Here is a 26,424-nt window from a genome sequence, read left to right on the forward strand (position 1 = left end):
GAGAGAGCAATGAGCTATTCGATCACCGATCTTTGCGTCAATTGCCACGCCTGTATGGACGTCTGTCCGTCCAAGGCTATCAGTCAGGGCGAAGCGCATTTCGTCGTCTCATCCAAGACCTGCACCCATTGCGAGGGCGATCATGCGGACGCTCAGTGCGCAAGTATATGCCCTGTTGAAGGCGCCATTCTCAATGACTTCGGTGAGGTTGTGAACCCGCCGGGCTCCCTGACAGGCATCCCGCCTCAACTAATCCGGGAACTTGTCGCACAGGGAATTCTCTAGGACCAAACACATGCCAAGCAAGGCTATGACTGCAGTTGAAATCGCCGAAAATGTGCACTGGATCGGGGCTCTTGACCCCGAGCTGCGCACCTTCGATCTGATTTTGAAGACCGCCAACGGCACCACCTACAATGCCTATGCGGTGCGGGGCACGGACGGGGTTGCCATCATCGATACGGTCAAGGAGGAATTCTCTGATGAGTTTTTCGCCCGTCTTGAGCAAACCTGCCGCTACGATGAAATCACCACACTTGTTCTCAATCACATGGAGCCGGACCACGCTGGTGCGGTTCCTGAGCTGATGCGCCGCGCGCCACAGGCTCATATCTATATTTCCCAGCGCGGAATGAAGCTTCTGCACGCTACGCTTAAGGACGAGCTGGAAAACTACAGCTACACCATGACTGCGGATGGCGAAGAGATCGACCTAGGCTGTCGGACGATGCAGTTCATCCACACGCCCTATCTCCATTGGCCCGAGACCAAATGCACCTGGTTGCCCAAAGAGAAGATCCTCTTTTCCTGCGATGTCTTTGGCAGTCATTTCTGCGATGACCGGCTCTATAACGATCTTGTCGGCGATTTCCGTTTTTCGTTCGAATATTACTTCCGCCACATCATGCGACCCTTCAAGCGTTGGGTGCTGGAGGGCATGGACAAGATCGAGCCGCTCGAACCGGTCCTGATCGCCCCCTCCCATGGTCCAATCCTGCGCGATAAACCCATGGACTATGTCCGCTCGTACCGGGCGCTATCTCATTCCTATCTACCCAACGAAGTTGAGGGCAAGGACAAGAGCCTCTTGATCTTTTACATGAGCGCCTATGGAGCAACCGCCGAAATGGCCCGCTCTGTCTATCAGGGCGCTGGCGCGATCGATGGTGTGCGTGTCTCGCTTTATGATCTGCAGGGCGGTGAGGTCGAGCCCTTTGTCGATCTGATCGAAAGCGCCGACTGTATGGTCTTCGGTTCACCAACCATCAATGGCGACGCCGTGAAACCCGTCTGGGATGTCCTTGCCTCGCTGATTTCCATCGAAACAAAAGGAAAGATGGGCGGAGCGTTCGGATCCTACGGTTGGTCTGGCGAGGCCGTTCCCATGATCGAGGACCGTTTGCGCGGCCTCAAGATGCGCGTGCCCGAAAAGGGTTTGCGTATCAAGTTTCATCCAACTGAACAGGAGCTTGACGACTGCGTTTCCTTCGGTCGCGCGATAGCCGAGTCCTTGTCTGGCAAGGCGAAGCCGAAAGTCATCGACTTCGCGGATCTATGAAGGTTTCCGAAGTTGCGCTCGCCCGGGATTGCGGGGAGGCAGGTGAGGAGAACAAAGCCATGTTGCATAGCGTCTTGAAGGATAGACCAGTCCTTCTGTGTCTATGCTCTGACCAAGGAGAAGATAATGGCAAAAGGAAAGCTGACGTTTGAAGATATCGATGTTTCGGTCAACGTCCCCGCCGGGACGCGCGTGATCGAGGTGTCGGAAAAAGTGGGGGCTGGCATCATATATGGCTGCCGCGAAGGGGACTGCGGCACCTGCCTGATGAAGGTGGATGGTGGCATGGACAACTTGTCAGAACCGTCCGTTCTTGAGGACAAGGTTCTGCAGGAGAACATGGCCGGCAAGGACATGCGTCTGGCCTGTCAGGCGCAGATCATCGGCGAAGGGGAAACCATCGTCAAACCGGCCTGAGGCCGATCAAGTGCTGCACGCAAAGCGCTTCATCGGAGCGCTCCGAGCAGACATATGAAAAGGACCAGAGAGATGCCGAAAATCATCTTCCAGCATCCCGAATTCGACGAAATGGAAATCTACGCCCCTGCCGCGAGCCACAAGAAGACGGTTCTCTCGCTGGCAAAGGAACACAACATTCCCGTTCGCTTTGATTGTGGCGATGGCGAATGTGGCTCCTGCGTCATCAAGGTGACCGACATCGACGGCGGACCCACCCACATGGGTGTCCACATGACAGACAAGGAAAAAACCGTGTTGCGCGAAATCGGCAAGCTGACAAAGGATCAGCTTGAAAAGGTGATCGTCAATGACATGCCGAGCGACTGGCGCCTCGCCTGCCAGATGATCGTACGCGACGAAGACATCCGCATCACCTATGAGCGTGCATGATGTATGGTCGTTTTGAGGATGTGTCCGATCATTCGGTGTCCTTGCATCAGGCGCTTTACCAGCGCCTGATGGGCCATGCCCTGAAGGATGATCCGAATGCTTTGTTTCTCTCCGAGATTCTGGCCAGCTGGCTGGCTGGCGAGGGAGCGATGCCGCGAGATCTGGGGCTGGAAAGACCAGATTTCGATGCGATGCTTGCGTGCTTGTTTCCCGGCATGGCCCCGCCCGAGACGAGCGCGCAAAGCCGGATCGAACCCGAACGCGGGCCAGAGCTTGATGATGTGAAAAGCCTCCTGCTTGAGCATCGCACGGGTCGCTCCGAAGCGGAAATCTGGGTTGCCCAGATTGTCGCGACCGGTTGCATGGGCTCGGACCATCTCTGGACTGATCTCGGCCTTTTCTCGCGCAAGACCCTCGGTACAATGCTCAAACACAATTTCTGCGCTCTGGCCGAGTTGAACGACAAGAATATGCGCTGGAAGAAATTCTTCTACCGTCAGCTTTGTGCCAAGGAGGGCTTTATCCTCTGCCGCTCCCCCAGTTGCGAAACCTGCTCGGAGTATAAGGTCTGTTTTGCTGAAGACGGCCAGTTTGAATAGGTGCCAGTCTGTATAGGTGCCAGTACGAAGAGATGCCGGTTCGAAGAGGCATTTGTGCGCCGCTCAAACTGAAGGGCGCACAAAGGAATGGGGCCGCCTGCTCATCAGGCCGCAACCGTGCCCCGTGTTTCCTCAAGGAATGCAGGCACATCCATCTCGATGATCTCGATCTTCTTTTTCTTGCAATAGCGCCGTTCCTTCTCGGTTGGCTCGGCGATCAGCGCCCAGCCAGCAGGCTCGGCAGCGTCGTGGATGATGTCTGACATCACCATGCGCTCGGTATCGCGCGTGAAGCGCATGCCAAGAAACAGATATTGCTTGCCCTTGCGATAATCCTTGATAAAGGACGGTACGCCAAAGCCCCCCATCAACTCGGTGATATAGTCGACAAAGTCGGCATCCGACGCAATATAGGTCGGCTGCGGGGCAGGGGAGCCAAGCGGTTTGAACAGCTTGGGCAGTCCGAACGCAGCCGTTTCAACTGTGACCGCACGATAGCTCTCGCCATCATATTCATTGAGGATATACCGGAAGTCCGTCCCTCCGACCCGCGCCACTCCTTGAATGAGCAGATGCGGCTTATCGGCGAAACTGTCCTGCAACTGTGTGTCACGGTTGATGTCGATGACATAGGCAGGCTTGATATCCTTCAGCCAATCATGCAGGGCCGCCCGCGTCCATTCCTGCTCGCCATAAAGCTTGGTCAGAAACTGTTCAATAAACCGCCGTCCGCGCTTGAGTTCCTGGTTCATCGCCGCGCGGGGGAATTCATACATCAGCTTGGGGGCCATGGGACGTCCGCGGTTCATGGTTATGATCAGGCTGTCACTGTCCGCAGGCATGGCATCGCCGGAGACCGCATGTTTAACGTCAAACAACACGCCCGGCCCCAGATAGGGAACCACATCGCCGCAGGCGATCTTGCCGATAATGTCTTGAAGGTCTGGATGAGCCATTCCGTCCTCACTTGTTTCTCTACTCTGTTGACACAATAGCAAAGCAAGAACCGAACCAAGTGCAAATGGATCACCTAAGCTGTTGAATTGATGCGAACTTGCATGATTTCACGTTTTGTCGCAAACAGGACAAATCCTGCCTTTGTCGTCTTTTCACCGTCGTTGTTGGCGGGATTTCTTGCAGACTCCAGATAAGAGGCAGGCGGCTTGGAAAACCTGACAAACGCGACAGACAATCTGTCGACTGTCCGACAAACAAAGCGGGTTTATGTCGCCATCCAAACCCACGTAAAAACCCGTAATAGAAATATTGTTATAAAGTAAAAACAATAACTTAATGAGAATTTTAAAACTTGGCACACCCTTTGCAAATCTCCTTGGCAGACACCGTCTCACGATCCGTTCCTTGTTTGTGAGACCAACGACTCTCAACAAGCCTCCAAGGAGAAGACCTATGGCACTTCGTCAATGCGCAATTTACGGGAAGGGTGGCATTGGTAAGTCCACCACCACGCAAAATCTCGTTGCCGGACTTGCAGAGCTCGGCAAGAAAGTCATGATTGTCGGCTGTGATCCGAAAGCGGACTCAACCCGCCTGATCCTGCACGCAAAAGCGCAGACCACCATCATGCATCTGGCCGCTGAAGCTGGTTCCGTCGAAGATCTGGAACTGGAAGATGTTCTCAAAGTCGGTTACGGCGACATCAAGTGTGTCGAGTCCGGTGGTCCTGAGCCTGGAGTCGGGTGCGCTGGTCGCGGTGTGATCACGGCCATCAATTTCCTTGAGGAAGAGGGTGCCTACGAAGAAGACCTCGATTTCGTATTCTACGACGTTCTTGGTGACGTTGTTTGCGGCGGCTTTGCCATGCCGATCCGCGAGAACAAGGCGCAGGAAATCTACATTGTTTGCTCTGGTGAAATGATGGCCATGTATGCGGCCAACAACATTTCCAAGGGCATCGTGAAATACGCCAATTCCGGCAGTGTTCGTCTGGCGGGCCTGATTTGCAACTCGCGCAACACTGACCGCGAAGACGAGCTGATCGAAGCACTGGCCGCCAAGCTTGGCACCCAGATGATCCACTTCGTACCGCGCGACAACGTCGTTCAGCACGCAGAGATCCGCCGCATGACCGTGATCGAATTCGATCCGGAAGCCAAGCAGGCTCAGGAATATCGCGATCTGGCGCAGAAAATCATCGATAACAACAAGTTCGTTATTCCTGAGCCGATCTCCATGGACGATCTGGAAGATCTGCTGATGGAATTCGGCATCATGGAACCCGAAGACGAAGCCATCGTGGGTCAGACCGCGACTGATGCTGGCGCTGCTGCCTAACTTCGTTTTCACCCCAACTGTTGATCAAGGTGTGGGGCAGATTAGCCCTCACCTTTGCCACGGGACCTCAAGTCATGACCAATCTGACGAAAGACGAGACCGAAGCCCTCATCCAGGAGGTGCTTGAAGTCTATCCTGAGAAAGCGCGCAAAGAGCGTGCTTCACACCTGACCCTCAATGATCAGGAAGTCGAGAAATCCAGCAAGTGCATTACGTCCAACCGTAAATCCCAGCCCGGCGTTATGACCATCCGCGGCTGTGCCTATGCCGGCTCTCGCGGCGTGGTCTGGGGTCCGGTCAAAGATATGATCCATATCTCGCACGGTCCTGTTGGCTGCGGTCAATATTCCCGCGCTGGTCGCCGCAACTATTATGTCGGCACCACGGGCGTGAACACTTTCACCACGATGAACTTCACGTCTGATTTTCAGGAAAAGGACATTGTTTTCGGCGGTGACAAGAAACTCAACAAGCTGATCGATGAAATCGAAATGCTGTTCCCCTTGTCAAAGGGAACCACCATCCAGTCCGAATGCCCCATCGGCTTGATTGGTGACGATATTGAAGCCGTTGCCAAGAACAAGTCGGAAGAGCATAGCAAGACCATGGTTCCCGTCCGCTGCGAAGGCTTTCGCGGTGTGTCCCAGTCCCTTGGCCACCATATTGCCAACGATGCCATCCGTGACTGGGTGATTGATCCGGCAACGGGCAAGGAATTCGAAGCAACCGATTATGACGTCACCATCATCGGTGACTACAACATCGGCGGCGACGCATGGGCGTCCCGCATTCTGCTCGAAGAAATGGGCCTGCGTGTGATTGCTCAGTGGTCTGGTGACGGCACTTTGGCTGAAATGGAAAACACACCAAAAGCCAAGCTTAACCTGCTCCACTGCTACCGCTCCATGAACTACATCTCCCGCTATATGGAAGAGAAGTTCGGTGTGCCCTGGATGGAATATAACTTCTTTGGCCCCACCAAGATCGAAGAAGCCCTCAGAGCCATTGCTGATCGCTTTGATGACAAGATCAAGGAAGGCGCCGAGCGCGTCATCGAGAAATACAAGCCGCAATGGCAGGCCGTGGTCGACAAATATCGCCCGCGTCTGGAAGGCAAACGGGTCATGCTTTATGTCGGCGGTCTTCGCCCGCGCCACATCATCGGCGCCTATGAAGATCTGGGCATGGAAGTTGTCGGAACCGGTTACGAATTCGCCCACAACGATGACTATGACCGCACCATTCCGGAGATGGGCAATGCGACCCTGATCTATGATGACGTGACTGGCTACGAGTTCGAAGAGTTCGTCAAGCGCGTCAAGCCTGATCTCATCGGCTCCGGCATCAAGGAAAAATACATCTTCCAGAAGATGGGCATTCCGTTCCGCCAGATGCACTCGTGGGACTATTCCGGCCCATACCACGGCTATGACGGCTTCGCCATCTTCGCACGCGACATGGACATGACGCTGAACAATCCCTGTTGGGACAGCATCACACCACCATGGAAACGTGCTGGCGATCCGGCTGCGATCGCAGCGGAATAAGCATTGGCCCGGGTCGGCCCTGTCTCCTGATTTAGCGGCGGCCGACCTCCCTCTCTCAAACCTTTCGCCCGTCCACGCATGAGTGGCGCGAAGGAGGACCAAATGAGTCAGACTGTAGAGAATATCAAACCTAGCTATCCTCTCTTCCGTGATGAGGATTACAAAGACACGCTCACCAACAAGCAGGCCCTTTTCGAAGAGAAGGCCGATGCGGACAAGATCGCAGAAGTCTTCACCTGGACGACGACCGAGGAATACAAGGAGCTGAACTTCTCCCGTGAGGCTCTGACGATCAACCCGGCCAAGGCCTGCCAGCCGCTCGGTGCCGTGCTCTGCTCGCTCGGGTTCGAAAATGCCCTGCCTTATGTGCACGGCTCCCAAGGCTGCGTTGCCTACTTCCGCACCTACTTCAACCGCCATTTCAAGGAACCGATTGCCTGCGTATCGGATTCCATGATCGAGGACGCCGCCGTCTTCGGTGGTCAGAAGAACATGTTTGATGGTCTTGAAAATGCTCAGGCGCTCTACAAGCCCGACATGATCATGGTCTCCACCACGTGCATGGCCGAAGTCATCGGCGATGACCTCAACGCCTTCATCGGCAATGCCCGCAAGGAAGGCCACATCGCCGAAGACTATCCGGTTCCCTTCGCTCACACACCCAGCTTCGTTGGTTCTCACACCACCGGTTGGGACAATATGTTTGAAGGCACAATCCGCTACTTCACCCTCAATCACATGGAAGACAAGGAAGTTGGCAAGAACGGCAAGATCAACATCGTGCCGGGCTTTGAAACCTACCTTGGCAACTATCGCGTGATGCATCGCTATATGCAGGAAATGGGTGTCGAATACTCGCTTCTTTGCGATCCCTCCGAGGTGCTCGATACCCCTGCCGACGGCAAGTATCGCATGTATTCCGGTGGCACCACGCAGGATGAAGTCAAGGACGCTCCGAACGCTAAAGACACCCTGCTACTGCAGCCTTGGCAACTGATCAAGACCCGCAAATACACCAAGGGTACCTGGAAACACGAGACCCCGGCCATCAACATCCCGATGGGCCTCAAATCGACCGATGAATTCCTGATGAAGGTGGCCGAGATCTCTGGCAAGGACATCCCGGCGTCGATTGAACTGGAGCGTGGCCGCCTTGTCGATATGATGACCGACAGTCACGCATGGCTTCATGGCAAGAAATATGCGCTGTGGGGTGATGCTGATTTCGTTATGGGCATGACGACCTTCCTGCTTGAGCTAGGTGCAGAACCGCGTCACATCATCTGCCACCACGCTAACAAGCGCTGGAAGAAGGCGATGGACAAAATCCTCTCCGAAAGCCCTTACGGCAAGGATTGCGAAGTGCACAACGGCAAGGATCTGTGGCACATGCGCTCGCTGGTCTTCACCGACAAGCCCGACTTCATGATCGGCAATTCCTACGGCAAGTTCATTGAACGCGACACCCTGTTCAAGGGCGAAGAGTTCCGTGTTCCGCTCATCCGCATCGGTTTCCCGATCTTTGATCGCCATCACCTGCATCGCTCCACCACGCTGGGCTATGAAGGGGCCATGACCATCCTGACCACCCTGACCAACGCTGTTCTTGAGCAGTTGGACAAGGAAACTATGGGCATGGGCACCACAGACTACAACTACGATTTGGTTCGCTAGCTCTGTGCAATTTGATCCTCCCAGCCCCCTCATCGCCAATGCGCGTGATGGGGGGGGGGCGGGTTTGACAAGGAGACCCTCATGCCGAGCGTCATGCTGCGACACAACGATAAAGGTGAGTTGCTGTTCTACGTTGCCAAAAAGGATCTCGAGGAAGTGATCTCTTCCGTCGAGACCGATACGAGCGACACCTGGGGCGGCACGGTGGAGCTTTCGGATGGCTCGAAATACTACGTCGATCCGATTTCCCCACGACCTGACTTTCCCGTGACCCTGCGTTTCAAACGTGGCTAGACCACACGCTTGAGGCGCGGATTTTTTATGTTTTAGTTCAGGAGACCAGACCATGGCCATGACTATTGTATCCGACCTTTGCACCGCTTGCGGCGATTGTGAACCGGACTGCCCGACGGGCGCGATTTTCCCATCCAAAGGCGTATATGCCATCGACGCATCCAAATGCACCGAGTGTGAAGGCGTGCACGACGATCCCAAATGCGTCGAGCTTTGCTTCGAAGATGGCTGCATTATCCCTGCGGCATAGCTGCCCACTGGGGCGCATTTTGGCGTCATGCGCTGTAATTTTGCGCCGGTTTGCGCCCCACTTTTTCTAGTTGTCCGAGATCGGGAGTGAACGCCATGACCACACCATTGTCCCGCGAATTGGCCCTGCGCATCGGGCTTGCCGCCAATCAGATGCCGGAGCTCGACACCGGCTCCCTCATTGGAATTCTAAGTGAGGCCGTCGGTGTTCCGATGACCGAGGAGAAGTTTGCCAATCTTGGCATGAAGACCTTTCGCAAGGCCGGTGGTGAAGCGCTGATGCAAGTCCCGTCTGACCACGTCAAGGCGGCGCTGCGCATTCTCAAGGGAGAGGGGATCGAGGCAGAAGAACCCGCTCTTGCCCTCGATACCTACGAGGATGGCGATATGCCCGGATCCATCCGGGTGGCTTGTGCCTCCAACCGTGCCGAGGAGCTGGATGGCCACTTCGGCTCTTGCAATCGTTTTGTGATCTATCAGGTGTCCGCAACGGAGTTGCGCCTAATTGACGAACGGTCGACGGAGAAACCGGACGACGTAGAGGACAAGAACAAATGGCGCGCGTCGCTCATTGCCGATTGCGATGTGGTGTATGTCGCCTCCATTGGTGGGCCGGCGGCCGCCAAGGTCGTGCGCGCCAACATTCACCCCGTCAAACATCTCACCGGCGGTGAGGCCCGCAATGTGCTGGGCAAATTGCAACAGGTCCTGGCGTCCTCGCCACCACCGTGGCTTGCGCGGATCATGGGGCAGGAGGCCAAGTCTATGGCCGGGTTCCTCGAAGAGGTGGACGAATGATTGCAGAGCCGACGCTGGACGAGGTCGCAGCAGCGATCATCAGCCTTGATCTCGAGGAGGGGATCACGGCCCGCTTGCGCAAACAGTGGCCCGACATTCATTTCACCTATTGTCAGGATGACGACATTGCCGCCGCAAAGCCGGTGCGCGAGTGCGAGACATTCAATCTGTATCTCGTTGCTGGCGGAGAAGGATGCATTGCCTTACACCGGGGAGAGCGAGCGGGCAACCGGTATCGTCGTGGCGGAAATCGAAGACTGGGAGGAGTAAAAGCCATCATGAGTGATCTGCAACCACGGACAAAGAACCTTGAAGAAATCTGTAACCGCGTCTCTCCGGGCGCGCATCATCTTTCGCTGGTCGAAGCGATCAGCTCCGTTCTGCCCGACTTTCCCTTTCGCTATCGGGTAACCCGTGCGGGCTGGTACCGCATCGGTGGTATCGTCGACGCGGATCATCAGCGCGTGGCCACCAATGTGCGGCAATGGGCCGAGATGGAGTCGGATTTCGACATGTTCTCGCTCTATGAGCAATATGGCTCGAAAGGCTATCTGACGACACGGTTTGATGGCAAAACCCACTATTTCGTCGCGGCGAAAGGCGAGGGTGCTGCGGATTTCGTCCAGCTCCAAGTCGAAGAATTGGTGGAAGTTGTCGATCATGATCTTTTCATCGATGATCAGATCCCTGACACGATAGAGGAATTGCTCGACCCGCCCGGAGCAACAAAGCTGCGGCATAAACCTGTCACCTTGTCGCCACCCAAATATGATTTTCATTCCATTACGGATGTAAGCGACCTCGTTGACAGGCAACTCGCCTCCGAAGGATCGGACCTGCGCTATATCCGCTTTCTTGAAGAATGGGACAAATGCAGCGCAGGTGCAAAAGCCCGCTTTTGTGATCATTTCGTGCTCAGGCTGCTGCCCTTCATGGATCGCTTCGGTGAGCGCAAGCTGGAAGCAACGCCGCTTCCGGTCAAACCACTTCATATGCCGGGCGAAAGTGTCCTGCATCTTGAGGGACCTGCCTTGTCAAACTTCCTGCATGGCTATGATCGCAAGGCTGGATATCCCATGGCATGGTTCTTTGCCATGCTGATCGACAAGAAGGTCTGGCCACAGATCGCCATGAAGGTCGTTGCCGAGCATCAGGACAAATATAGCTACATGCCGGAAAAGGATCTTGCGGTGCTTGAGCACTGGATCCGGTCTCCCTACAGCTTCTGATCCAGCATGCACCCCGTCGGTTCAGCCAAATTGTAACATTTGCTACAAAGACACGTTTGTGAAAGCTAAGGTAATTCAGCTATTTAAAGTCTGGCACAGACCTTGCAATTTCATAACAAACGACATGAAATCAGCGAGGTTTGTGGCAGATGAAACAAAAAGAGATAGCGGAACTCCTCGACGAGCCTGCCTGTGAGCACAACCTCAAGGAAAAGTCTGGCTGTGCCCGCCCGAAGCCCGGAGCTGCTGCCGGTGGTTGCTGTTTCGACGGCGCTCAGATTGCGCTTCTACCCATCGCCGACGTCGCCCATATCGTCCACGGATCGATAGCCTGCGCGGGCAGTGCTTGGGACAACCGCGGCAGCCGCTCCTCTGGAGCCAAGCTCTACAAGCTCGGTTTTACCACCGACATGACCGAGCAGGACGTGATTATGGGGCGTGGCGAAAAACGCCTGTTTCATTCCATCAAGCAAGCCATCGACAGCTACGCGCCCGAGGCGGTCTTCGTCTATAACACCTGCGTGCCAGCGCTCATTGGCGATGATATCGAAGCAGTGTGCAGGGTTGCGGCGGAAAAGTGGGGCGCCCCGGTCGTCCCCGTTGATGCCGCGGGCTTCTATGGCACCAAGAATCTGGGCAACCGCATCGCTGGCGACGCCATGGTTCGTTATGTCATCGGCACCCGCGAACCTGATCCGGTGCCTGAGCATCTTGTCCGCAACGGCATCAAGGTTCATGACATCACGCTGATCGGTGAATACAACATCGCGGGCGAATTGTGGCATGTCTTGCCGATCCTTGATGAACTGGGCCTGAGAGTCCTTGGCTCCCTGTCCGGAGATGCCCGCTTCCGCGAGGTTCAGACCATGCACCGCTCGGAAGTCAACATGATGGTCTGCTCCAAGGCCATGATCAATGTTGCCCGAAAGCTCAAGGAAAGCTATGGCACGCCGTGGTTTGAGGGGAGTTTCTATGGGGTGAGGGATATGAGCCTTGCGCTGCGCGATATCGCTCGCCTCATTGATGATCCGTCCCTAACGGACCGAACCGAAGCCCTCATCGCCCGTGAGGAAGCCCGCATATACGAAGCACTACAGCCTTTCCGCGAAAAGCTGCAAGGCAAGAAGGCGCTCCTTTACACCGGCGGCGTCAAGGCATGGTCGATTGTCTCGGCCCTTCAGGATCTGGGCATGCAGGTGGTTGCCACTTCAACCCGCAAATCGACCGAAGCGGATAAGCAGAAGATCCGCGAACTGATGGGCGAAAACACTCGAATGCTCGATGAAAGTCAGGGGCCTCGGGCACTAATCGATATGGTCTATGACACGGGCACCGACATCCTGATCGCCGGGGGCCGCAACATGTATACCGCGCTCAAGGCCCGCATCCCGTTCCTCCATATCAATCAGGAGCGCGACTTCGCCTATGCCGGATACGACGGCATGATCACCCTTGCAGAACAGATCCTTCAATCAGTCGAAAGCCCGATCTGGTCAGCTGTACGCGACCCGGCCCCATGGGCCAACAACAGCCAGATCGAAGCGGCGGAGTAGGACAATGACCGAGATTATCAAACGCAACAAGGCCCTGTCCGTCAGCCCGCTCAAGACCAGCAGCACGATGGGGGCATCGCTGGCCTTCCTTGGCATCCGCAATGCCATGTCCATGCTGCACGGCGCGCAAGGCTGCACTGCCTATGGCAAGATTTTTCTCATCGGCCATTTCCGCGAACCGGTCCCGCTGCAGACCACGGCCATGGATCAGGTCAGCACCGTCATGGGTGCTGATGACAATGTGGTCGAGGGACTCAAGACCATTTGCGACAAGTTCGCGCCTTCCCTGATCGGTGTTCCGACCACCGGCCTGTCCGAGACCCAAGGCTCAGATGTCGGCGGCGCTGTCGCTACCTTCCGCAAAAACCATCCCGAATGTGCGGCTACAGCGGTCATTCCGGTCGAGACGCCTGACTATGCCGGGTCGCTTGAGACCGGTTTTGCCAAGGCAGTCTGCGAAATGATCAATCGGCTCGTCCCCGAGGCCGAGGAAAAGGGCGGTGTGGCCTCCAATCGGCAGGTCAATATTCTCGTCAATGCAACGATGACGCCCGGCGACATTGAAGAGCTGAAGGAGCTGGTCGAGGCCTTCGGGTTGATCCCGCTCGTCATTCCCGATCTTTCAACCAGCCTTGACGGACATCTCAATGAGCGGGACTACAATCCTCTGACCACCGGCGGCACCTGTGTCGGTGACTTCGAGATCCTCTACAAAGCGTGCGCCACGCTCGTCATCGGCAGCAGCATGTGTGCAGCGGCTGATCTCCTGACCGAGCGCACTGGCGTACCAAGCCATCAATTCGGCCATTTGTTCGGCCTTGACAGGGTCGACCAGTTCATCCATCTGCTACACACGCTTTCCGGCCAGCCGGTGCCTGCGCGCATCGAACGCCAGCGCAAGCAATTGCAGGACGCCATGCTCGATACCCATTTTCACATTGGCATGACCCGCACTGCTGTGGCCGGTGACCCCGACTTGTTGTCAGCCTTCGGGGATTTGCTCGCAGGCATGGGGGCGGAGATGACGACGGCCATCGCGCCATCCAATGCGTCCAGCCTTGCTTCTTTGCCAGCAAAGGCTGTCAAAATAGGCGATCTTGAAGAACTGGAAAAATTCGCAAGGGAAGAAGGGGCCGAAATAGTCATCGGCAATGCCCATTGCGCGGCCAGTGCAAAGCGGCTCGGCCTGCCGCTGCTCAGGGCAGGCTTCCCGCAGTTCGACCGGTTCGGGGCCGCAGCGCGCGTCTGGATTGGCTATCGCGGTAGCCGCCAGACCCTGTTCGAACTCGCCAATCTGCTTGTCGAGGCCGATCACGATGCCGTTGAGCCCTACAGATCCATCTACTCGCAAATTCAAGACATGGAAGGTGAAACCCATGGGCCAGATCGCTCGCACGTTGACCTTGCACGACAGCACCATTGAGGACGACTTCTCGGGTCGGGCGCTCAAGGTTGCCTTCGCAACAACCGATCAGAAGCATGTCGATCAGCATTTCGGCACCTGCGAGTTTCTTTCGGTCTATCTGGTGACACGGGACGAGGCCCACTTCCACCAGACGGTCGGGTTTGAAGAGGCACAAATGGACGGCACTGAGGACAAGCTCGATGTTCGCCTCAAGGCATTGGAAGATTGTGCAGCCGTCTATTGCCGAGCGGTTGGTGCCTCGGCCATTGCCCAGCTCAAGCAGATCAGGGTTCAGCCGGTCAAGGTGGCTGACGGCACACCGATCAAGGCCCAACTGGCGCTGCTTCAGGATGAACTCAGGGGCGATCCGTCCTTCTGGATCCTGCGGGCGCTTAATGCCGTGAATGACGCCCGCAACGACCCGGCGCGGTTCGACGATATGGAAATGGAAGGTTGGAGTGAGTGAGACATGATACTTGATCTGGAAGACGAGCTGGTTGTCACCAAGGATGACCCCGCATTGAAACACCCGATTGTCGGCGAAATCATCCGCCAGATGCGTGCCATCGATGCTTATGGCGTGTGGGACAACGCGGGCGAGAATGAAATCATTGATCCTTTTGTCATGACCAAGGAAAGAAAGCGTCAGGTGCCCATTATCGGCGATCCCGACGAAGAGGTCATCGCTCGCGTTAAGGCCTGGTACAACGCCTTGGCCGTCTCAATCGAGGGCAAGACCGGCCTGATGGCGGTGCCGATCATCAACATCAGTCACGAAGGCTTCGGCCGCGCTCTCATCGCGGTCGGCAAGCTGATCGTCGTCGACAGGAACCTCAGAGACGTGCATCGCTTCGGCTTCAAATCGCTTGATCTCATGCAGGACGAGGCGGGCAAAATCATCGACAAGGCCGCCGCCCTTGTCGAGGCCCACCGCGACGTCGCCAAGCTGTAACAAAGCCAAACCCAAAGGACCAAAGCTATGGATGAAGCAGATCTGAAGGCGCTCACCAAAGCCGCCAGAAAAGCCAAGCGCATCGCCTCGGAAAAGGCGATGGAGTTGCATGATCTCGTGGAGGATCGCCTCCCGGCCGCCTATGAGGATCTTCCGTCGATCGCAGAAGACACCTATGCCGCCTGCAAGGCATGGGCCGATGCGGAGAGCGCACTCAAACAGGCAGAAGCGAAGGGAGCATAAGATGGCTGAAGTGGTTGGATTGACCCTTGGTGGAGCGGAATGGACGCCCCAGTTCGTGGAGACGCTCGATGCCAAGAAATGCATCGGCTGTGGCCGCTGTTTCCGGGTCTGCTCGCGGGATGTCTTCGAACTGGTCGAGCGCGAAAGCCTCAATCTCGATGACGACAGTGATGACGAATTCGAAGATGATGATCCATTTGGCGATGACGACGACGATGATGACGGCTTTTCCGATGACACCAGCATGGTGATGTCGCTCAAGAACCGCGATGATTGTATCGGATGCGAAGCCTGCTCCAAGATCTGCCCCAAGGGTTGCTTCTCGCACATGACCGCAGATGCGGCCTGACAATCATCCCCCATTTCGCATAAGGAGGCCTTCATGGCTGGCAAACCCGAAAAGCATGTGTTCGTCTGCATCCAGCAACACCCCGATGGACATCCGTTCGGCAGTTGTTCGGAAGACAAGGCTCAGGACATCTATACCAAGTTCAACACCGAAGTGATCAAGCGCGATCTGGGCGGCAAGGTGCAGGTTACCGGCACCTCCTGTCAGGGTGGACCGTGCAAGGCCGGTCCCAGCGTTCTGGTTTATCCCGAAGGCGTCAAATATCAAAGCATCAAGACCCAGGAAGCCATTGAAGCAATCTTCAACGAGCATCTGATCGGGGGCGAGCCGGTCGAGCGCCTCAAGGTGCCGGAAGACATCTGGTCTTGAGCAGCCCAATCGAAGCAAAAGAAAGCCGCCTTTTGAGGCGGCTTTTTTGTTGGCATTTGTAAGCCTTGCTATCCGATCTCAAGGGGAGGTTTGGGTGTGACAATGTCGGCTTTACGACAAAGAAATCAGATCGCCTGAAAGTGGCGAAATGAAAATTAGATTATTTAATTCAATGGAATAGAAGGAACGTTGCGGGCTGGCACGGCTCTTGCAAATTTCTGATCAACCAACAGTTTGGACAGTTTGCAAGGGTGAGAATGATGCTGACAGTGACACAGAATGCTCAGGAAGTTCTTCAACGGTTGATGGACAATTCGGACAAGCCGCTGGCTGGATTGCGCATCGCCGCAGTCAATGGCGGGTGCGCCGGATTGCAATATCGTCTCGATCTGGTGACTGGTCCCGAAGAAGGGGATCATCTCGTGGAGAGCGGTTCCATCAAGCTCTTTATCGTTCCGGACAACGCAGAAATGCTCATCGGTACGGTGATCGATTTTGCTGAAAGTCTCGAAGGCTCCGGCTTCACCTTCGCCAATCCGAACGCCGCGTCCAAATGCTCCTGTGGCAAGAGCTTTGCTGCCTGATTTCATCCCTGACTGGATCCAAGCCAAGACCAAACAAGATAACGCCGAACCGAGGACAAAGAGAGACATGTGGGACTATTCGGAGACCGTCAAGGAACATTTCTACAATCCGCGCAACGCAGGCGCCGTGGACGGGGCCAATGCGACCGGCGATGTGGGCTCCCTGTCTTGCGGTGATGCGTTGCGGCTGACACTACGGGTCAACCAAGCCACCGGCGTTATCGAGGACGCAGGCTTTCAGACCTTTGGCTGCGGTTCGGCGATTGCCTCGTCATCTGCGCTCACCGAAATTATCAAGGGCATGACGGTTGATCAGGCGCTATCGGTATCCAATCAGGACATCGCCGACTATCTCGATGGTCTGCCGCCGGAGAAGATGCATTGCTCGGTCATGGGCCGCGAAGCGCTTCAGGCCGCTGTCGCCAACTACCATGGCGAGGAATGGAAAGACGATCATGAGGAAGGGGCGTTGATCTGTAAATGCTTCGCCGTTGATGAAGTGCTGATCGAGGAAACCGTCCGTGCCAATGGCCTCAGCACAGTCGAGGAAGTTGCCCATTACACCAAGGCCGGCGGGGGCTGCGCCTCCTGCCATGAGGGCATTGAGGACATCCTGACCCGCGTGATGGCCGAACAGGGCGAAAGCTTCAATCCCGAGAATGCAGCCAAACCCATTGTCGCCGCAACTCCAGAGGCGCTGGTATCCGGCATGACCGGAGTTCAGCGCATCAAGAAGATCGATGAGGTGATCGACAGCATGCGCCCAATGCTGCAGGCCGACAATGGCGACGTGGAGCTGGTCGAGGTCATGGACGAAAAGATCTTCGTCAACATGAAGGGTGCCTGTGTCGGTTGTCAGCTCGCCTCGGTGACGCTCAACGGCATTCAGGAAAAACTGGTTGAGGAACTGGGCGAGTTCGTTCGTGTCCTCCCGGCCAGCCAGATGAAGAAGGTCGCTGCAAGGAAAGCTGCCGCGGAGTCCGCTGCATCTATGCCTGCGGCATCGGGCAAAATCATGCCCGTTAGCGAACTGTTGAAAGCGTAAGGGAGGGATCACCATGCAAGGCATCTATCTTGATAACAACGCCACCACTCAGGTCGATCCGGCCGTCGTTGACGCCATGCTGCCCTATTTCACCGAGCAGTTCGGTAACCCTTCCAGCATGCACCAGTTTGGCAACAAGGTTGGCCGCGCGCTGAAAACCGCCCGCTCGCAGGTGCAAAGCCTGATCGGCGCGGCCCACGACAGTGAAATCATCTTCACCTCCTGCGGCACCGAGTCCGACAGCACCGCAATTCTCTCGGCGTTGAAGGCGCAACCGGCCCGCCGCGAAATCATCACGACCAATGTGGAGCACCCGGCCGTGCTGGCGCTCTGCGAAAGCCTCGAGAAAGACGGCTACATCGTTCACTATCTCAAGGTGGACATGAAGGGTCGTCTCAATCTTGGCGAATTCAAAAAATTGTTGTCTGACAAGGTGGCGATTGTCTCCATCATGTGGGCCAACAACGAAACCGGCACGCTCTTCCCAATCGAGAAGATGGCCCAGATGGCCTATGATGCCGGTGTCATGTTTCACACCGATGCCGTGCAGGCAGTGGGCAAAATCCCTATTGACCTGAAGAAAACGCCCATCGACATGCTATCCTTGTCTGGCCACAAGCTGCATGCGCCCAAAGGCATCGGTGTGTTGTATTTGCGCCGCGGAACCCGCTTTCGTCCGCTCCTCAGGGGAGGCCATCAGGAGCGGGGGCGTCGCGCGGGGACTGAAGCCGCCCCGAGTATTGTTGCTCTTGGCAAGGCTGCCGAACTCTCCCAGCTCTATATGGACGAGGAACAGACACGCGTCCGCGCCATGCGCGACCGTCTTGAAGAGGGCATTCTTGAGGCCGTCTCCCATTGCTTCGTGACGGGGGATGCCGACAATCGCCTTCCCAACACCTGCAACATCGCCTTTGAATTCATTGAAGGGGAAGCAATCCTGATGCTGCTCAACAAGCTGGGGATTGCAGCGTCTTCCGGCTCGGCGTGCACATCGGGATCGCTCGAACCTTCCCATGTTATGCGCGCGATGGATATTCCCTACACCGCCGCGCACGGCTCCATCCGCTTCTCGCTATCGCGCTACAACACCATGAGTGAAATCGAGACCGTCATCGAAGCCGTGCCGCCGATCATCGCCCAGTTGCGCAAGCTTTCTCCCTATTGGAGTGAAAACGGCCCTGTCACCAATCCCGAACAGGCTTTTAATCCTGCCTACGCTTGATGGCCTGCCTACGCCTGATGGCCAGTCTACGTCTGATGGCTAGAAAACCGATTGCTCGAAAGGAGCGTGCCATGCTTGTTAATCGCCCCATCATTATTGACGACACGACCTTGCGTGATGGTGAACAGACGGCTGGCGTGGCGTTCAAGCGGCGCGAGAAATGCGAAATTGCTCGTGAACTTGTTGCCTCCGGTGTACCCGAGCTTGAAATCGGCATTCCGGCAATGGGCGAGGATGAGCGAGATACGATCCGCGCGATCACATCGATGAACCTGAAGGCCCGGACAATCGTCTGGTGCCGCATGAGCGAAGGGGATCTTGCCGCCGCCTGTAATCTGGGCGTCGACATGATCGATCTGTCGATGCCCATGTCAGACCAGCAGATCAGCTCAAAGCTGGGGCGCGATCGGGCCTATGTCCTCAAACAGATCGCCTATATGGTTCCCAAAGCGCTCGACGAAGGCTTTGAAGTGCTGGTAGGCGGGGAGGATTCCTCCCGGGCCGATCTCGATTTCGTGCTTGAGGTTCTCGAGGCTGCTGAACGGGCAGGGGCCAAGCGCTTCCGTTTCGCTGATACAGTCGGCATCCTTGAGCCTTTCGCAACAATTGAGATATTCCGCACCCTTGGTGCCAATTCCGGCCTTGAGCTTGAGATGCATGCCCACGATGACTACGGCCTCGCGACAGCCAACAGTCTCGCCGCAGCGCTCGGTGGCGCGACCCATGTGAACACCACGGTCAATGGGCTTGGCGAGCGGGCGGGCAATGCCTCCCTAGAGGAGTTCGTTACTGCCGGGCGCAATCTCTATGGGTTTGAAACCGGTGTTGATCAGCGTAGCCTCAACGCCCTTTCCGGAATGGTTGCCAAAGCATCTGGTCGTCCCGTGCCCTTGCAGAAAAGCCTTGTCGGTTCGAGTGTCTTCACGCACGAAAGCGGAATTCACATTGATGGCCTGATAAAAGACAAACTGAACTATCAAGGTGTCGATCCGGAGTGGTTCGGCCGCAAGCATGAACTCGTTCTAGGCAAGCATTCCGGGACCAAGGCAGTTCAGCATGTCTATGGCCAACTCGGCATCGCGCTCACGCTGGCCGAGGCCATGGACCTGATCCCTCACGTGCGGCGCTTTGCCGAAGCCTACAAGAGGGCTCCGGACCTCGACGATCTCATCGCCCTTCATCGCAATCTTGACGAATGCCTTACAGAGGAGGGCAGCGCCGAGCTGGCCCTAGAGGAGGGGGGGGCGTGAGTCTGATCATCGCCATTCGTCAGGACATCCAATGCGTGTTCGAGCGGGATCCGGCCGCGCGATCCTTCTTCGAGATTGCCACGATCTATCCCGGTGTCCATGCCTTGATCTGGTATCGTATCGCCAACCGGCTCTGGCACGCCAATTGGCGTTACGGCGCGCGGTTCTTGTCATGGTTCGCGCGCTTTCTCACCAACGTTGACATTCATCCTGGCGCGACCATCGGCAAACGCCTTTTCATCGATCATGGGGCCGGTGTCGTGATCGGCGAAACAGCCGAAGTCGGTGACGGGGTGACCCTCTATCACGGGGTCACTCTGGGGGGGACGACCTGGAACAAGGGAAAACGGCATCCGACGCTGGACGACAATGTGATTGTCGGCGCCGGTGCTAAGATACTCGGCGCGGTGCGCATCGGCTGCAATGCGAAGGTCGGTGCAAATTCGGTTGTCGTCGGTAATGTTCCTTCGGGTGCCACCGTCGTCGGTGTGCCGGGCAGCATCGTGCGCCGCAAGGACAAGGTGTCTTATCTCGATCCCCACGGCATCGATCTCAACCATCACCTTATCCCCGACCCGGTTTCTGACGCCATCGCTTGCCTGATCAAGCGGGTTGAAACCCTCGAAGCTGCGCTCAACGAAGAGAAAGATGACGATTGCGACGTTTGCGATGCAGCCGATGTCTGCGAGCCGGACGCAGACCTCTTGCGGGAGGCCGCCAATGCTTGAGACAGCCCCATCCGCACAAACTGCGCGGGATCTGCTCGATTTCGAAAGCGGTGCGCTCTATTTCGATGAGGCTCCCGAACCGATTGTCGCCGCCCTGCTGGACAAGGCGAGCAACGCTGCAACTGCATCGGATCGCGTCGCGGCGCTGGGAGATGCCCAAAGATTGGCACCCCAAGACCTCAATGTCATCGTGGCGCTCTACCGCCATCACTATTTTCTGCAAGCCTTCGAAGAGGCTCTGGTTATCGCAGATCTTGCCATGAGGGAAGCAGGCAAGCGGCTCAACGTCGCCGCCGACTGGCGTCTGTTGACCGTGGATGATGTGAACCGGACAAGCGGTGAGGCAATGCCAATGCTGCGCTTCTATCTCTGGGCGCTCAAGGGCCGGGCCTATCTGCTGATGCGCCTTGGTCGCTTTGAAGAGGCGCTCGGCCCCCTTGAGAAACTGATCGAACTCGACCATGCCAACCGGCTGAATTGCAAACCATTGCTCGCCCTGACCCGCGAGAGGTTGTTGGATCTTGAAGGAGACATACGATGAGAAATGAAGAGCTGGAATCCGAAATCGACGATCTGAGCAGCGCAGAGGAATTTCTGGACTATTTCGACATCGACTTTGATCCTCATGTCGTCATGGTCAATCGCCTGCACATCCTGCAGCGGTTTCATGACTATCTCACTATCGATCACGAAGGGCCGGTCAACGCCGAGTCCTGGTGGGATTACTACACCCGCAATCTCAAACAGGCCTATCAGGATTTTGTCGAATCCGATGCCCTCACGGAGAAGGTGTTTAAAGTCTTCCAGCCCGCCAAACCCGCCTTTGTACCCCTTGAAGATTTGTTGAAATAGTTGAACCGATGATCGAAAGCCAGCCCCCAGAACGATTTGAATATGGTGACGTGGTCCGTGTGACGCGCAATGTGCGCAATGATGGCACCTATCCCGGAGCCAAAACCGGAACGCTCCTGATCCGGCGCGGCTCGACGGGCGTTGTGCGCGACATCGGAACCTTTTTGCAGGATCAGGTGATCTACACGATCCACTTTACCGATGAGGATCGGATCGTCGGGTGTCGCGACAAGGAACTGATCCCCGTGGATGCACCTTGGACGCCAAGCCGTTTTGAATTCAGCGAAAAGGTTGTCGCGCGCATTCCTCTGGGCATTCAGGGTGAAGTCGTTGCGCGTGTCGGGGATCAGGGCGAAATCATCAAGGTTATTCGGGACGATGATGTCGTTGAAGCGCTTGGCAGTGTCGCCTATCACGTGCGCTTTCCGGGCCGCACATTGATGGTGCCCGAGAGCGCCCTGTCGCCTGACGATAGCGATGCACAAGGCACCGGCGGCGAGGGGGTACTGGAAGCATGAATGATGCCGGACTGTTGGCGCATCATCTTATGCGCGCCGCCCTCTCTCATTTCGAGTGTCGCTATGACGAACTGGCCGGAACCGAAAAGGCGATTGCCGAGGAAAATGCCAGACGCTCTTTGACCATCGAGGCGATGGTCCTGAAAAGCCCGGAAGCCCGAGACATCCATATTCCCGACCCGATGCTGGATCGGGCCGTGGAGAATGTGCGCGCTCGTTACGGTGACAAGGACGAGTTCAGCGAGGATCTTCGGCGCAACGCCCTAACCGAGGAGATCCTGCGCGATGCCTTGCGTCGTGAATTACAGGTCGATGCCGTGTTGGAGAAAGTCGCAGCCGAAGCAGCTCCAGCGACGATCGAGGAAGCCCGTGACTGGTATGATCGCTATCCCGAGAAATTCAGCCTTGATGAGACACGTGCCGCGCGTCAGATTCTCATTACCATCAACGACGACTATCCTGAAAACATACGCGCCGAGGCGGCCCGCCGCATCAGCGGCATCTACGCGGATCTTGATGGATCGGTTGCGCAGTTCGGGCAACTGGCCCTGCGCCATTCTGAATGTCCCAGTGCACTCGAAGAAGGCGCTTTGGGGCGGATAGGGCGCGGGCAATTGTTCCCGGAACTCGATGACATCCTGTTCGGTCTGGCGGAAGGGACGATCAGTGAGGTGATCGAAACATCAATCGGTTATCATATCCTTCTGTGCGAGGCGGTTTATCCGGCCCAGTCCGCGAGTTTTGAAGAAGCGGCCCCGAAAATCATCGATGCCATGAACAAGAAGCGCAAAGCCCTGATCCAGAAACGATGGATGTCTGGCCTCATGCGACTTGCTCAGCAGGGTCGGTCAAGCCACGCCAAGGCTGGTTTTGGCACCGACTAGACAGGAAAACTAAGAGTCGCGGCTGATACTTTAGTTTATCGCTTTGTCTGGGCGCATAGAGCATATGACATGCGCTGGGCAATATTGATTTAATAATCACCAATTAGGCTTTTCGATTGTTGCGCGACTGATGCGTGCACGGCGCAAACAGGGCGTCGTTTCAATCCGTACAGCGTCCGCAGACCCTCTGGCTCACACGATTGCCGTGTCGGGAGTGATACTCTCTTCACCGGTTTGGTAAAATGCCTACTAGTAAGTCACTGGGCTGATTTACACGGGCTGGCATTCGTCCATATCCTCCTTGCTTGAGATGGGAGTACGCCTCGACGAGGCGGATGGTCTCTCAAAAGTCAAATCACGACGCGAGAATTCGCGATGTTAGGAGGAAAATGATGGTACAGGCACTCGTCTTGGAAGAAAAAGGAAAACTCTCTTTGCGGGATTTCCCTTTGCCGCTCGATCTTGGCCCGGATGACGTGCGGATTGACATTCGCACCGTCGGTGTCTGCGGATCTGACGTTCACTATTACACCCACGGCAAGATCGGCCAGTTTGTTGTCAATGCGCCGATGGTTCTGGGGCATGAGGCTGCCGGTGTGGTCACCGAAGTTGGCGCCAATGTCAAACATCTCAGCGTCGGGGATCGCGTTTGTATGGAGCCGGGTGTTCCTGATCCGACCTCTCGCGCATCGAAACTCGGCATCTACAATGTTGATCCGGCCGTCACCTTCTGGGCAACGCCGCCGATCCACGGCTGCCTGACCCCCGAAGTCGTTCATCCGGGCGCTTTCACCTACAAGCTGCCGGAAACGGTCTCCTATGCCCAAGGCGCCATGGTCGAGCCGTTCGCCATTGGCATGCAGGCAGCATTACGCGCCAAGATTCAGCCCGGCGATATCGGTCTGGTGATTGGTGCCGGCCCCATCGGCATGATGACCGCACTGGCTGCTCTGGCCGGTGGCTGCGCAAAAGTCTATGTCGCAGACCTCGCTCAGCCAAAACTCGACATCATCGCCAAGTATGAAGGCATCGAGACCATCAACATCACCAAACAGCCAGCTGCACAGGCCATTGCGGAAGCAACCGACAATTGGGGTGCGGATGTGGTGTTTGAATGCTCCGGTGCTGCTCCTGCCATTCTTGATGTGCCCGCATGCGCCCGTCCGGGCGGCGCCATTGTACTGGTCGGCATGCCCGTTGAACCGGTTCCGATGGATATTGTTGGTCTTCAGGCCAAGGAACTGCGCCTCGAAACGGTTTTCCGTTATGCCAACATCTATGACCGTGCCATTGCGCTGATCGGGGCTGGCAAAGTCGACCTCAATCCGCTCATCTCGGCCACCCTGCCATTTGCCGACAGCATTGCTGCCTTTGACCGTGCCGTTGAAGCCCGCGATACGGATGTCAAAATTCAGATCGAAGTGTCGTCTGACTAGGCGACAGGGTCAGGAGCGACAAGCGTATCCGGGACTGGATATTGGCACATCTGGTGTCAAGGCGATGCTGGTCGACGAGAGTTTCAATGCGGTGGCGATCACCACCGCATCTCTCACCGTCGAGCGGCCGCATCCGGGCTGGTCGGAGCAAGACCCCGACCAGCTGGATCAAGGCCTGCGAAAGCGCAATTGCCGAGCTTGCACGCACCAACAAGGATGCGCTGTCCAAGAATTATGTCCGATTGTGGCTGACTGGTGAGCATGTTGCCGAAATGTCGGATGCGGCTGGGACGCTCTGGCTCGATGTGGCTGAACGGCGTTGGTCACCTGAATTGCTCGAAGCAACCGGGCTTAACAGCAGTCACATGCCGGGCCTTGTTGAAGGGTCTGAGGGCTCCGGCATGTTGCGTGCCGAGTTGGGCGAAGCCAGGGGCGGAGACAATGCTGCAACCGCGTGTGGCATGGGGGTCATAACGCCCGGAACAGGGTTCCTCTCCCTTGGTCCATCGGGCCTTCTGTTCGCCGCAGCAGATCGCTTCGCGCCCAACACCGAGGACGCTGTTCATGCCTTCTGCCACGCAGTGCCGGAAACTGGGCACCAGATGGGAGTGATACTTTCTGCTACTGACAGCTTCACTTGGCTCAGCGAAATAACGGGTCAGGAGCCTGCCAAACTGGCCGGTTTGCTGCCGGAAAAAATCATCGATCCGACGAACCTGTCATTTCTGCCCTATCTCTCAGGTGAAAGAACACCTCATAACAAGCCGAATGCAACCGGAGCGTTTGTTGGATTGCAGCGCGTGACGCGCGTGCCAGACTTCGTTCAGGCGACCATGGAAGGGGTGGCAATGGCATTTGCCGATTGTGTTCGTGTGCTCAAGGCTGCCGGAACAGAAATCGAAGCGGCGTATGCCGTGGGTGGTGGTTCGCGTTCGGATCTGTGGCAGCAAATCATGGCTGCTGTCACCAGCTTGACACTGTTGAAACCGGAAGGCGGCGACTGCGGAGCGGCATTCGGAGCGGCAAGATTGGGGACTGCCTGTGCAACTGGTGACACTTCGGCAGCGATCTTTGCTTCACCGAAAGTCGATCTGGAATTCAAGCCCGACGCTGATTTGGCCGAAAAATACATGCCGAAATATCAAGCTTACAGAGACAGTTATCTGAATTTGCAAAAAGAACGGTGAGCGAACCGCCGTCGGGCTCTCAAATAGAGGAGCCAGCCAAATAGGCGTTCATCAGCCCGGCGAGAGCGAGAATTGCCGAGCGGAGTCGCAGCAGGATTGGGATCAGTATCCTTCAATCTTGGTTGATCCTATAGCGGGTGTCGCGACGCCCGGCAACATTGCGAACACATGCTCCGGTTACGGAAAAGAAGGGCAGGGACTGCCCTTCTTTTTTTTGCACAGATTTTTCCAGAAAAAAGCGCTTTCGTTCGAAATTTGTTTGAGCCAATTGTTCCCGGCCCAATACTTGTTGAGGACCGGATAAATGACCGCAAACGCGATCAGCATCGCAGCGGCATGCAACTAGAAATACGCTTTTTTGCCGGTCGTTCATTTTGATTGATTTTCCGTGTCAATTTGTCGAAACGGTCAAAAAAGTATCAAATGAAACTCCCTATAGATCAACTTTGCCCTTGGATTTTGATCGAGTTGTGCCGTGTCGCATTAAACCTAATCGTGCGATCTCGTAAGACTAAAGGCGCAGATGTGCCCAATCTCTGCGCTGCTGCATAAATTGGTTGCATGAAAACACGTGAAGTTAGAAATCGTTGCAGGGTCTTTTATAGACTAGATTGTGCGAAATTTCACAAGTCGAGGTTAAAAACGTATTATATATTTCTCCGTAGTGATGTGGAGCGCTAAAAAGTTTTCCTAATATACTCCAATACAACACAGCGGTAGGCTCAACCGAGATCTTGGGAGGGATCGAGCTTCGT

The 26,424-nt window shown here is 56.0% G+C and carries 31 protein-coding genes and 1 pseudogene; 30 read left to right on the top strand and 2 right to left on the bottom strand.

Going from position 1 to position 26,424, the window contains the following annotated elements; all coding sequences use genetic code 11:
- The first annotated feature begins 9 nt into the window (after positions 1-9).
- The 5 genes from CPH65_RS15815 to CPH65_RS15835 all read left to right on the top strand — a co-directional run bounded on the left by CPH65_RS15815 (position 10) and on the right by CPH65_RS15835 (position 3,006).
- A complete protein-coding gene (locus CPH65_RS15815; protein ID WP_096174767.1) occupies positions 10-285 on the top strand; it encodes a 4Fe-4S binding protein in 276 nt (91 codons plus the stop codon).
- Positions 286-295: 10 nt separating this feature from the next.
- Positions 296-1,558: an FprA family A-type flavoprotein gene (locus tag CPH65_RS15820; RefSeq protein ID WP_096174768.1), complete on the top strand. Its 1,263-nt coding sequence runs from the start codon at positions 296-298 to the stop codon at positions 1,556-1,558.
- 126 nt (positions 1,559-1,684) lie between these two features.
- Positions 1,685-1,975 (top strand): 2Fe-2S iron-sulfur cluster-binding protein, encoded by a 291-nt coding sequence (locus CPH65_RS15825; RefSeq protein WP_096174769.1) that lies wholly within the window; start codon positions 1,685-1,687, stop codon positions 1,973-1,975.
- Positions 1,976-2,047: 72 nt separating this feature from the next.
- Entirely contained in the window at positions 2,048-2,407 is a 360-nt protein-coding gene (locus CPH65_RS15830; RefSeq protein WP_096174770.1) for a 2Fe-2S iron-sulfur cluster-binding protein, read from the top strand.
- Positions 2,407-3,006, top strand: coding sequence for a nitrogen fixation protein NifQ (locus tag CPH65_RS15835; RefSeq protein WP_157747738.1), 600 nt, complete (start codon positions 2,407-2,409; stop codon positions 3,004-3,006). The genes CPH65_RS15830 and CPH65_RS15835 overlap by 1 nt, the downstream gene beginning before the upstream one ends.
- Before the next feature lie 104 nt (positions 3,007-3,110).
- Here CPH65_RS15835 and CPH65_RS15840 read toward each other — a convergent pair whose 3' ends face one another.
- On the bottom strand, positions 3,111-3,962 hold the full coding sequence (locus CPH65_RS15840) for an SIR2 family protein (protein WP_096174772.1): 852 nt from the start codon (positions 3,960-3,962) through the stop codon (positions 3,111-3,113).
- A 454-nt stretch (positions 3,963-4,416) separates the two neighbouring features.
- Here CPH65_RS15840 and nifH point away from each other — a divergent pair, with 454 nt between their 5' ends.
- The 25 genes and pseudogenes from nifH to CPH65_RS15970 all read left to right on the top strand — a co-directional run bounded on the left by nifH (position 4,417) and on the right by CPH65_RS15970 (position 25,669).
- On the top strand, positions 4,417-5,301 hold the full coding sequence (gene nifH, locus CPH65_RS15845; protein WP_096174773.1) for a nitrogenase iron protein: 885 nt from the start codon (positions 4,417-4,419) through the stop codon (positions 5,299-5,301).
- A gap of 74 nt (positions 5,302-5,375) precedes the next feature.
- The gene (gene nifD, locus CPH65_RS15850; protein WP_096174774.1) at positions 5,376-6,848 is read left to right on the top strand and encodes a nitrogenase molybdenum-iron protein alpha chain; all 1,473 of its coding nucleotides are present in this window, start codon (positions 5,376-5,378) and stop codon (positions 6,846-6,848) included.
- A 102-nt stretch (positions 6,849-6,950) separates the two neighbouring features.
- Positions 6,951-8,522 carry a nitrogenase molybdenum-iron protein subunit beta gene (gene nifK, locus CPH65_RS15855; protein ID WP_096174775.1) on the top strand — a complete coding sequence of 524 codons (1,572 nt, stop codon included), beginning with the start codon at positions 6,951-6,953 and terminating at the stop codon, positions 8,520-8,522.
- Between the two features lie 81 nt (positions 8,523-8,603).
- A complete protein-coding gene (gene nifT, locus CPH65_RS15860) occupies positions 8,604-8,816 on the top strand; it encodes a putative nitrogen fixation protein NifT (protein ID WP_096174776.1) in 213 nt (70 codons plus the stop codon).
- Positions 8,817-8,868: 52 nt separating this feature from the next.
- Entirely contained in the window at positions 8,869-9,066 is a 198-nt protein-coding gene (locus tag CPH65_RS15865) for a 4Fe-4S binding protein (RefSeq protein WP_096174777.1), read from the top strand.
- Between the two features lie 95 nt (positions 9,067-9,161).
- The gene (locus tag CPH65_RS15870) at positions 9,162-9,863 is read left to right on the top strand and encodes a dinitrogenase iron-molybdenum cofactor biosynthesis protein (protein WP_096174778.1); all 702 of its coding nucleotides are present in this window, start codon (positions 9,162-9,164) and stop codon (positions 9,861-9,863) included.
- Complete coding sequence (locus CPH65_RS15880; RefSeq protein WP_197703862.1) at positions 9,860-11,092, top strand: DUF6129 family protein; 1,233 nt, start codon at positions 9,860-9,862, stop codon at positions 11,090-11,092. The genes CPH65_RS15870 and CPH65_RS15880 overlap by 4 nt, the downstream gene beginning before the upstream one ends.
- 149 nt (positions 11,093-11,241) lie before the next feature.
- The gene (gene nifE, locus CPH65_RS15885; protein WP_096174780.1) at positions 11,242-12,645 is read left to right on the top strand and encodes a nitrogenase iron-molybdenum cofactor biosynthesis protein NifE; all 1,404 of its coding nucleotides are present in this window, start codon (positions 11,242-11,244) and stop codon (positions 12,643-12,645) included.
- A gap of 4 nt (positions 12,646-12,649) precedes the next feature.
- Positions 12,650-14,068: a nitrogenase iron-molybdenum cofactor biosynthesis protein NifN gene (gene nifN, locus CPH65_RS15890; protein ID WP_096174781.1), complete on the top strand. Its 1,419-nt coding sequence runs from the start codon at positions 12,650-12,652 to the stop codon at positions 14,066-14,068.
- Positions 14,022-14,516, top strand: a complete 495-nt coding sequence (locus tag CPH65_RS15895) for a NifB/NifX family molybdenum-iron cluster-binding protein (protein ID WP_157747739.1) — start codon at positions 14,022-14,024, stop codon at positions 14,514-14,516. The genes nifN and CPH65_RS15895 overlap by 47 nt, the downstream gene beginning before the upstream one ends.
- 3 nt (positions 14,517-14,519) lie before the next feature.
- Positions 14,520-15,002 carry a NifX-associated nitrogen fixation protein gene (locus CPH65_RS15900; RefSeq protein ID WP_096174783.1) on the top strand — a complete coding sequence of 161 codons (483 nt, stop codon included), beginning with the start codon at positions 14,520-14,522 and terminating at the stop codon, positions 15,000-15,002.
- Positions 15,003-15,029: 27 nt separating this feature from the next.
- Positions 15,030-15,245, top strand: coding sequence for a CCE_0567 family metalloprotein (locus CPH65_RS15905; RefSeq protein WP_096174784.1), 216 nt, complete (start codon positions 15,030-15,032; stop codon positions 15,243-15,245).
- 1 nt (position 15,246) lies between these two features.
- On the top strand, positions 15,247-15,594 hold the full coding sequence (gene fdxB / locus CPH65_RS15910; protein ID WP_096174785.1) for a ferredoxin III, nif-specific: 348 nt from the start codon (positions 15,247-15,249) through the stop codon (positions 15,592-15,594).
- Between the two features lie 33 nt (positions 15,595-15,627).
- Positions 15,628-15,963 (top strand): ferredoxin, encoded by a 336-nt coding sequence (locus CPH65_RS15915; RefSeq protein WP_096174786.1) that lies wholly within the window; start codon positions 15,628-15,630, stop codon positions 15,961-15,963.
- Positions 15,964-16,223: 260 nt separating this feature from the next.
- On the top strand, positions 16,224-16,547 hold the full coding sequence (locus CPH65_RS15920; protein WP_096176452.1) for an iron-sulfur cluster assembly accessory protein: 324 nt from the start codon (positions 16,224-16,226) through the stop codon (positions 16,545-16,547).
- A gap of 67 nt (positions 16,548-16,614) precedes the next feature.
- Complete coding sequence (nifU, locus tag CPH65_RS15925) at positions 16,615-17,592, top strand: Fe-S cluster assembly protein NifU (RefSeq protein ID WP_096176453.1); 978 nt, start codon at positions 16,615-16,617, stop codon at positions 17,590-17,592.
- A 13-nt stretch (positions 17,593-17,605) separates the two neighbouring features.
- On the top strand, positions 17,606-18,814 hold the full coding sequence (nifS, locus tag CPH65_RS15930; RefSeq protein WP_096174787.1) for a cysteine desulfurase NifS: 1,209 nt from the start codon (positions 17,606-17,608) through the stop codon (positions 18,812-18,814).
- Positions 18,815-18,885: 71 nt separating this feature from the next.
- Complete coding sequence (nifV, locus tag CPH65_RS15935) at positions 18,886-20,064, top strand: homocitrate synthase (protein WP_096174788.1); 1,179 nt, start codon at positions 18,886-18,888, stop codon at positions 20,062-20,064.
- Positions 20,010-20,792 carry a serine O-acetyltransferase gene (cysE, locus tag CPH65_RS15940; RefSeq protein ID WP_096176454.1) on the top strand — a complete coding sequence of 261 codons (783 nt, stop codon included), beginning with the start codon at positions 20,010-20,012 and terminating at the stop codon, positions 20,790-20,792. The genes nifV and cysE overlap by 55 nt, the downstream gene beginning before the upstream one ends.
- The gene (locus CPH65_RS15945) at positions 20,785-21,333 is read left to right on the top strand and encodes a hypothetical protein (protein WP_157747740.1); all 549 of its coding nucleotides are present in this window, start codon (positions 20,785-20,787) and stop codon (positions 21,331-21,333) included. The genes cysE and CPH65_RS15945 overlap by 8 nt, the downstream gene beginning before the upstream one ends.
- A complete protein-coding gene (nifW, locus tag CPH65_RS15950; protein ID WP_096174790.1) occupies positions 21,330-21,644 on the top strand; it encodes a nitrogenase-stabilizing/protective protein NifW in 315 nt (104 codons plus the stop codon). Before CPH65_RS15945 ends, nifW begins: the two co-directional genes overlap by 4 nt.
- A gap of 8 nt (positions 21,645-21,652) precedes the next feature.
- Positions 21,653-22,162 (top strand): nitrogen fixation protein NifZ, encoded by a 510-nt coding sequence (locus CPH65_RS15955; protein ID WP_096174791.1) that lies wholly within the window; start codon positions 21,653-21,655, stop codon positions 22,160-22,162.
- A complete protein-coding gene (nifM, locus tag CPH65_RS15960; protein ID WP_096174792.1) occupies positions 22,159-23,046 on the top strand; it encodes a nitrogen fixation protein NifM in 888 nt (295 codons plus the stop codon). Before CPH65_RS15955 ends, nifM begins: the two co-directional genes overlap by 4 nt.
- A gap of 392 nt (positions 23,047-23,438) precedes the next feature.
- Positions 23,439-24,482 (top strand): NAD(P)-dependent alcohol dehydrogenase, encoded by a 1,044-nt coding sequence (locus tag CPH65_RS15965; protein ID WP_096176455.1) that lies wholly within the window; start codon positions 23,439-23,441, stop codon positions 24,480-24,482.
- Positions 24,448-25,669 (top strand): annotated as a pseudogene (locus CPH65_RS15970) (FGGY-family carbohydrate kinase). The gene CPH65_RS15965 and the pseudogene CPH65_RS15970 overlap by 35 nt, the downstream one beginning before the upstream one ends.
- Positions 25,670-25,781: 112 nt before the next feature.
- Here CPH65_RS15970 and CPH65_RS23970 read toward each other — a convergent pair.
- A complete protein-coding gene (locus CPH65_RS23970) occupies positions 25,782-26,042 on the bottom strand; it encodes a hypothetical protein (RefSeq protein WP_157747741.1) in 261 nt (86 codons plus the stop codon).
- Positions 26,043-26,424 lie beyond the last annotated feature (382 nt).

Origin of the sequence: Cohaesibacter sp. ES.047, assembly GCF_900215505.1 — a bacterium.
In the GTDB taxonomy this organism is placed as follows: domain Bacteria; phylum Pseudomonadota; class Alphaproteobacteria; order Rhizobiales; family Cohaesibacteraceae; genus Cohaesibacter.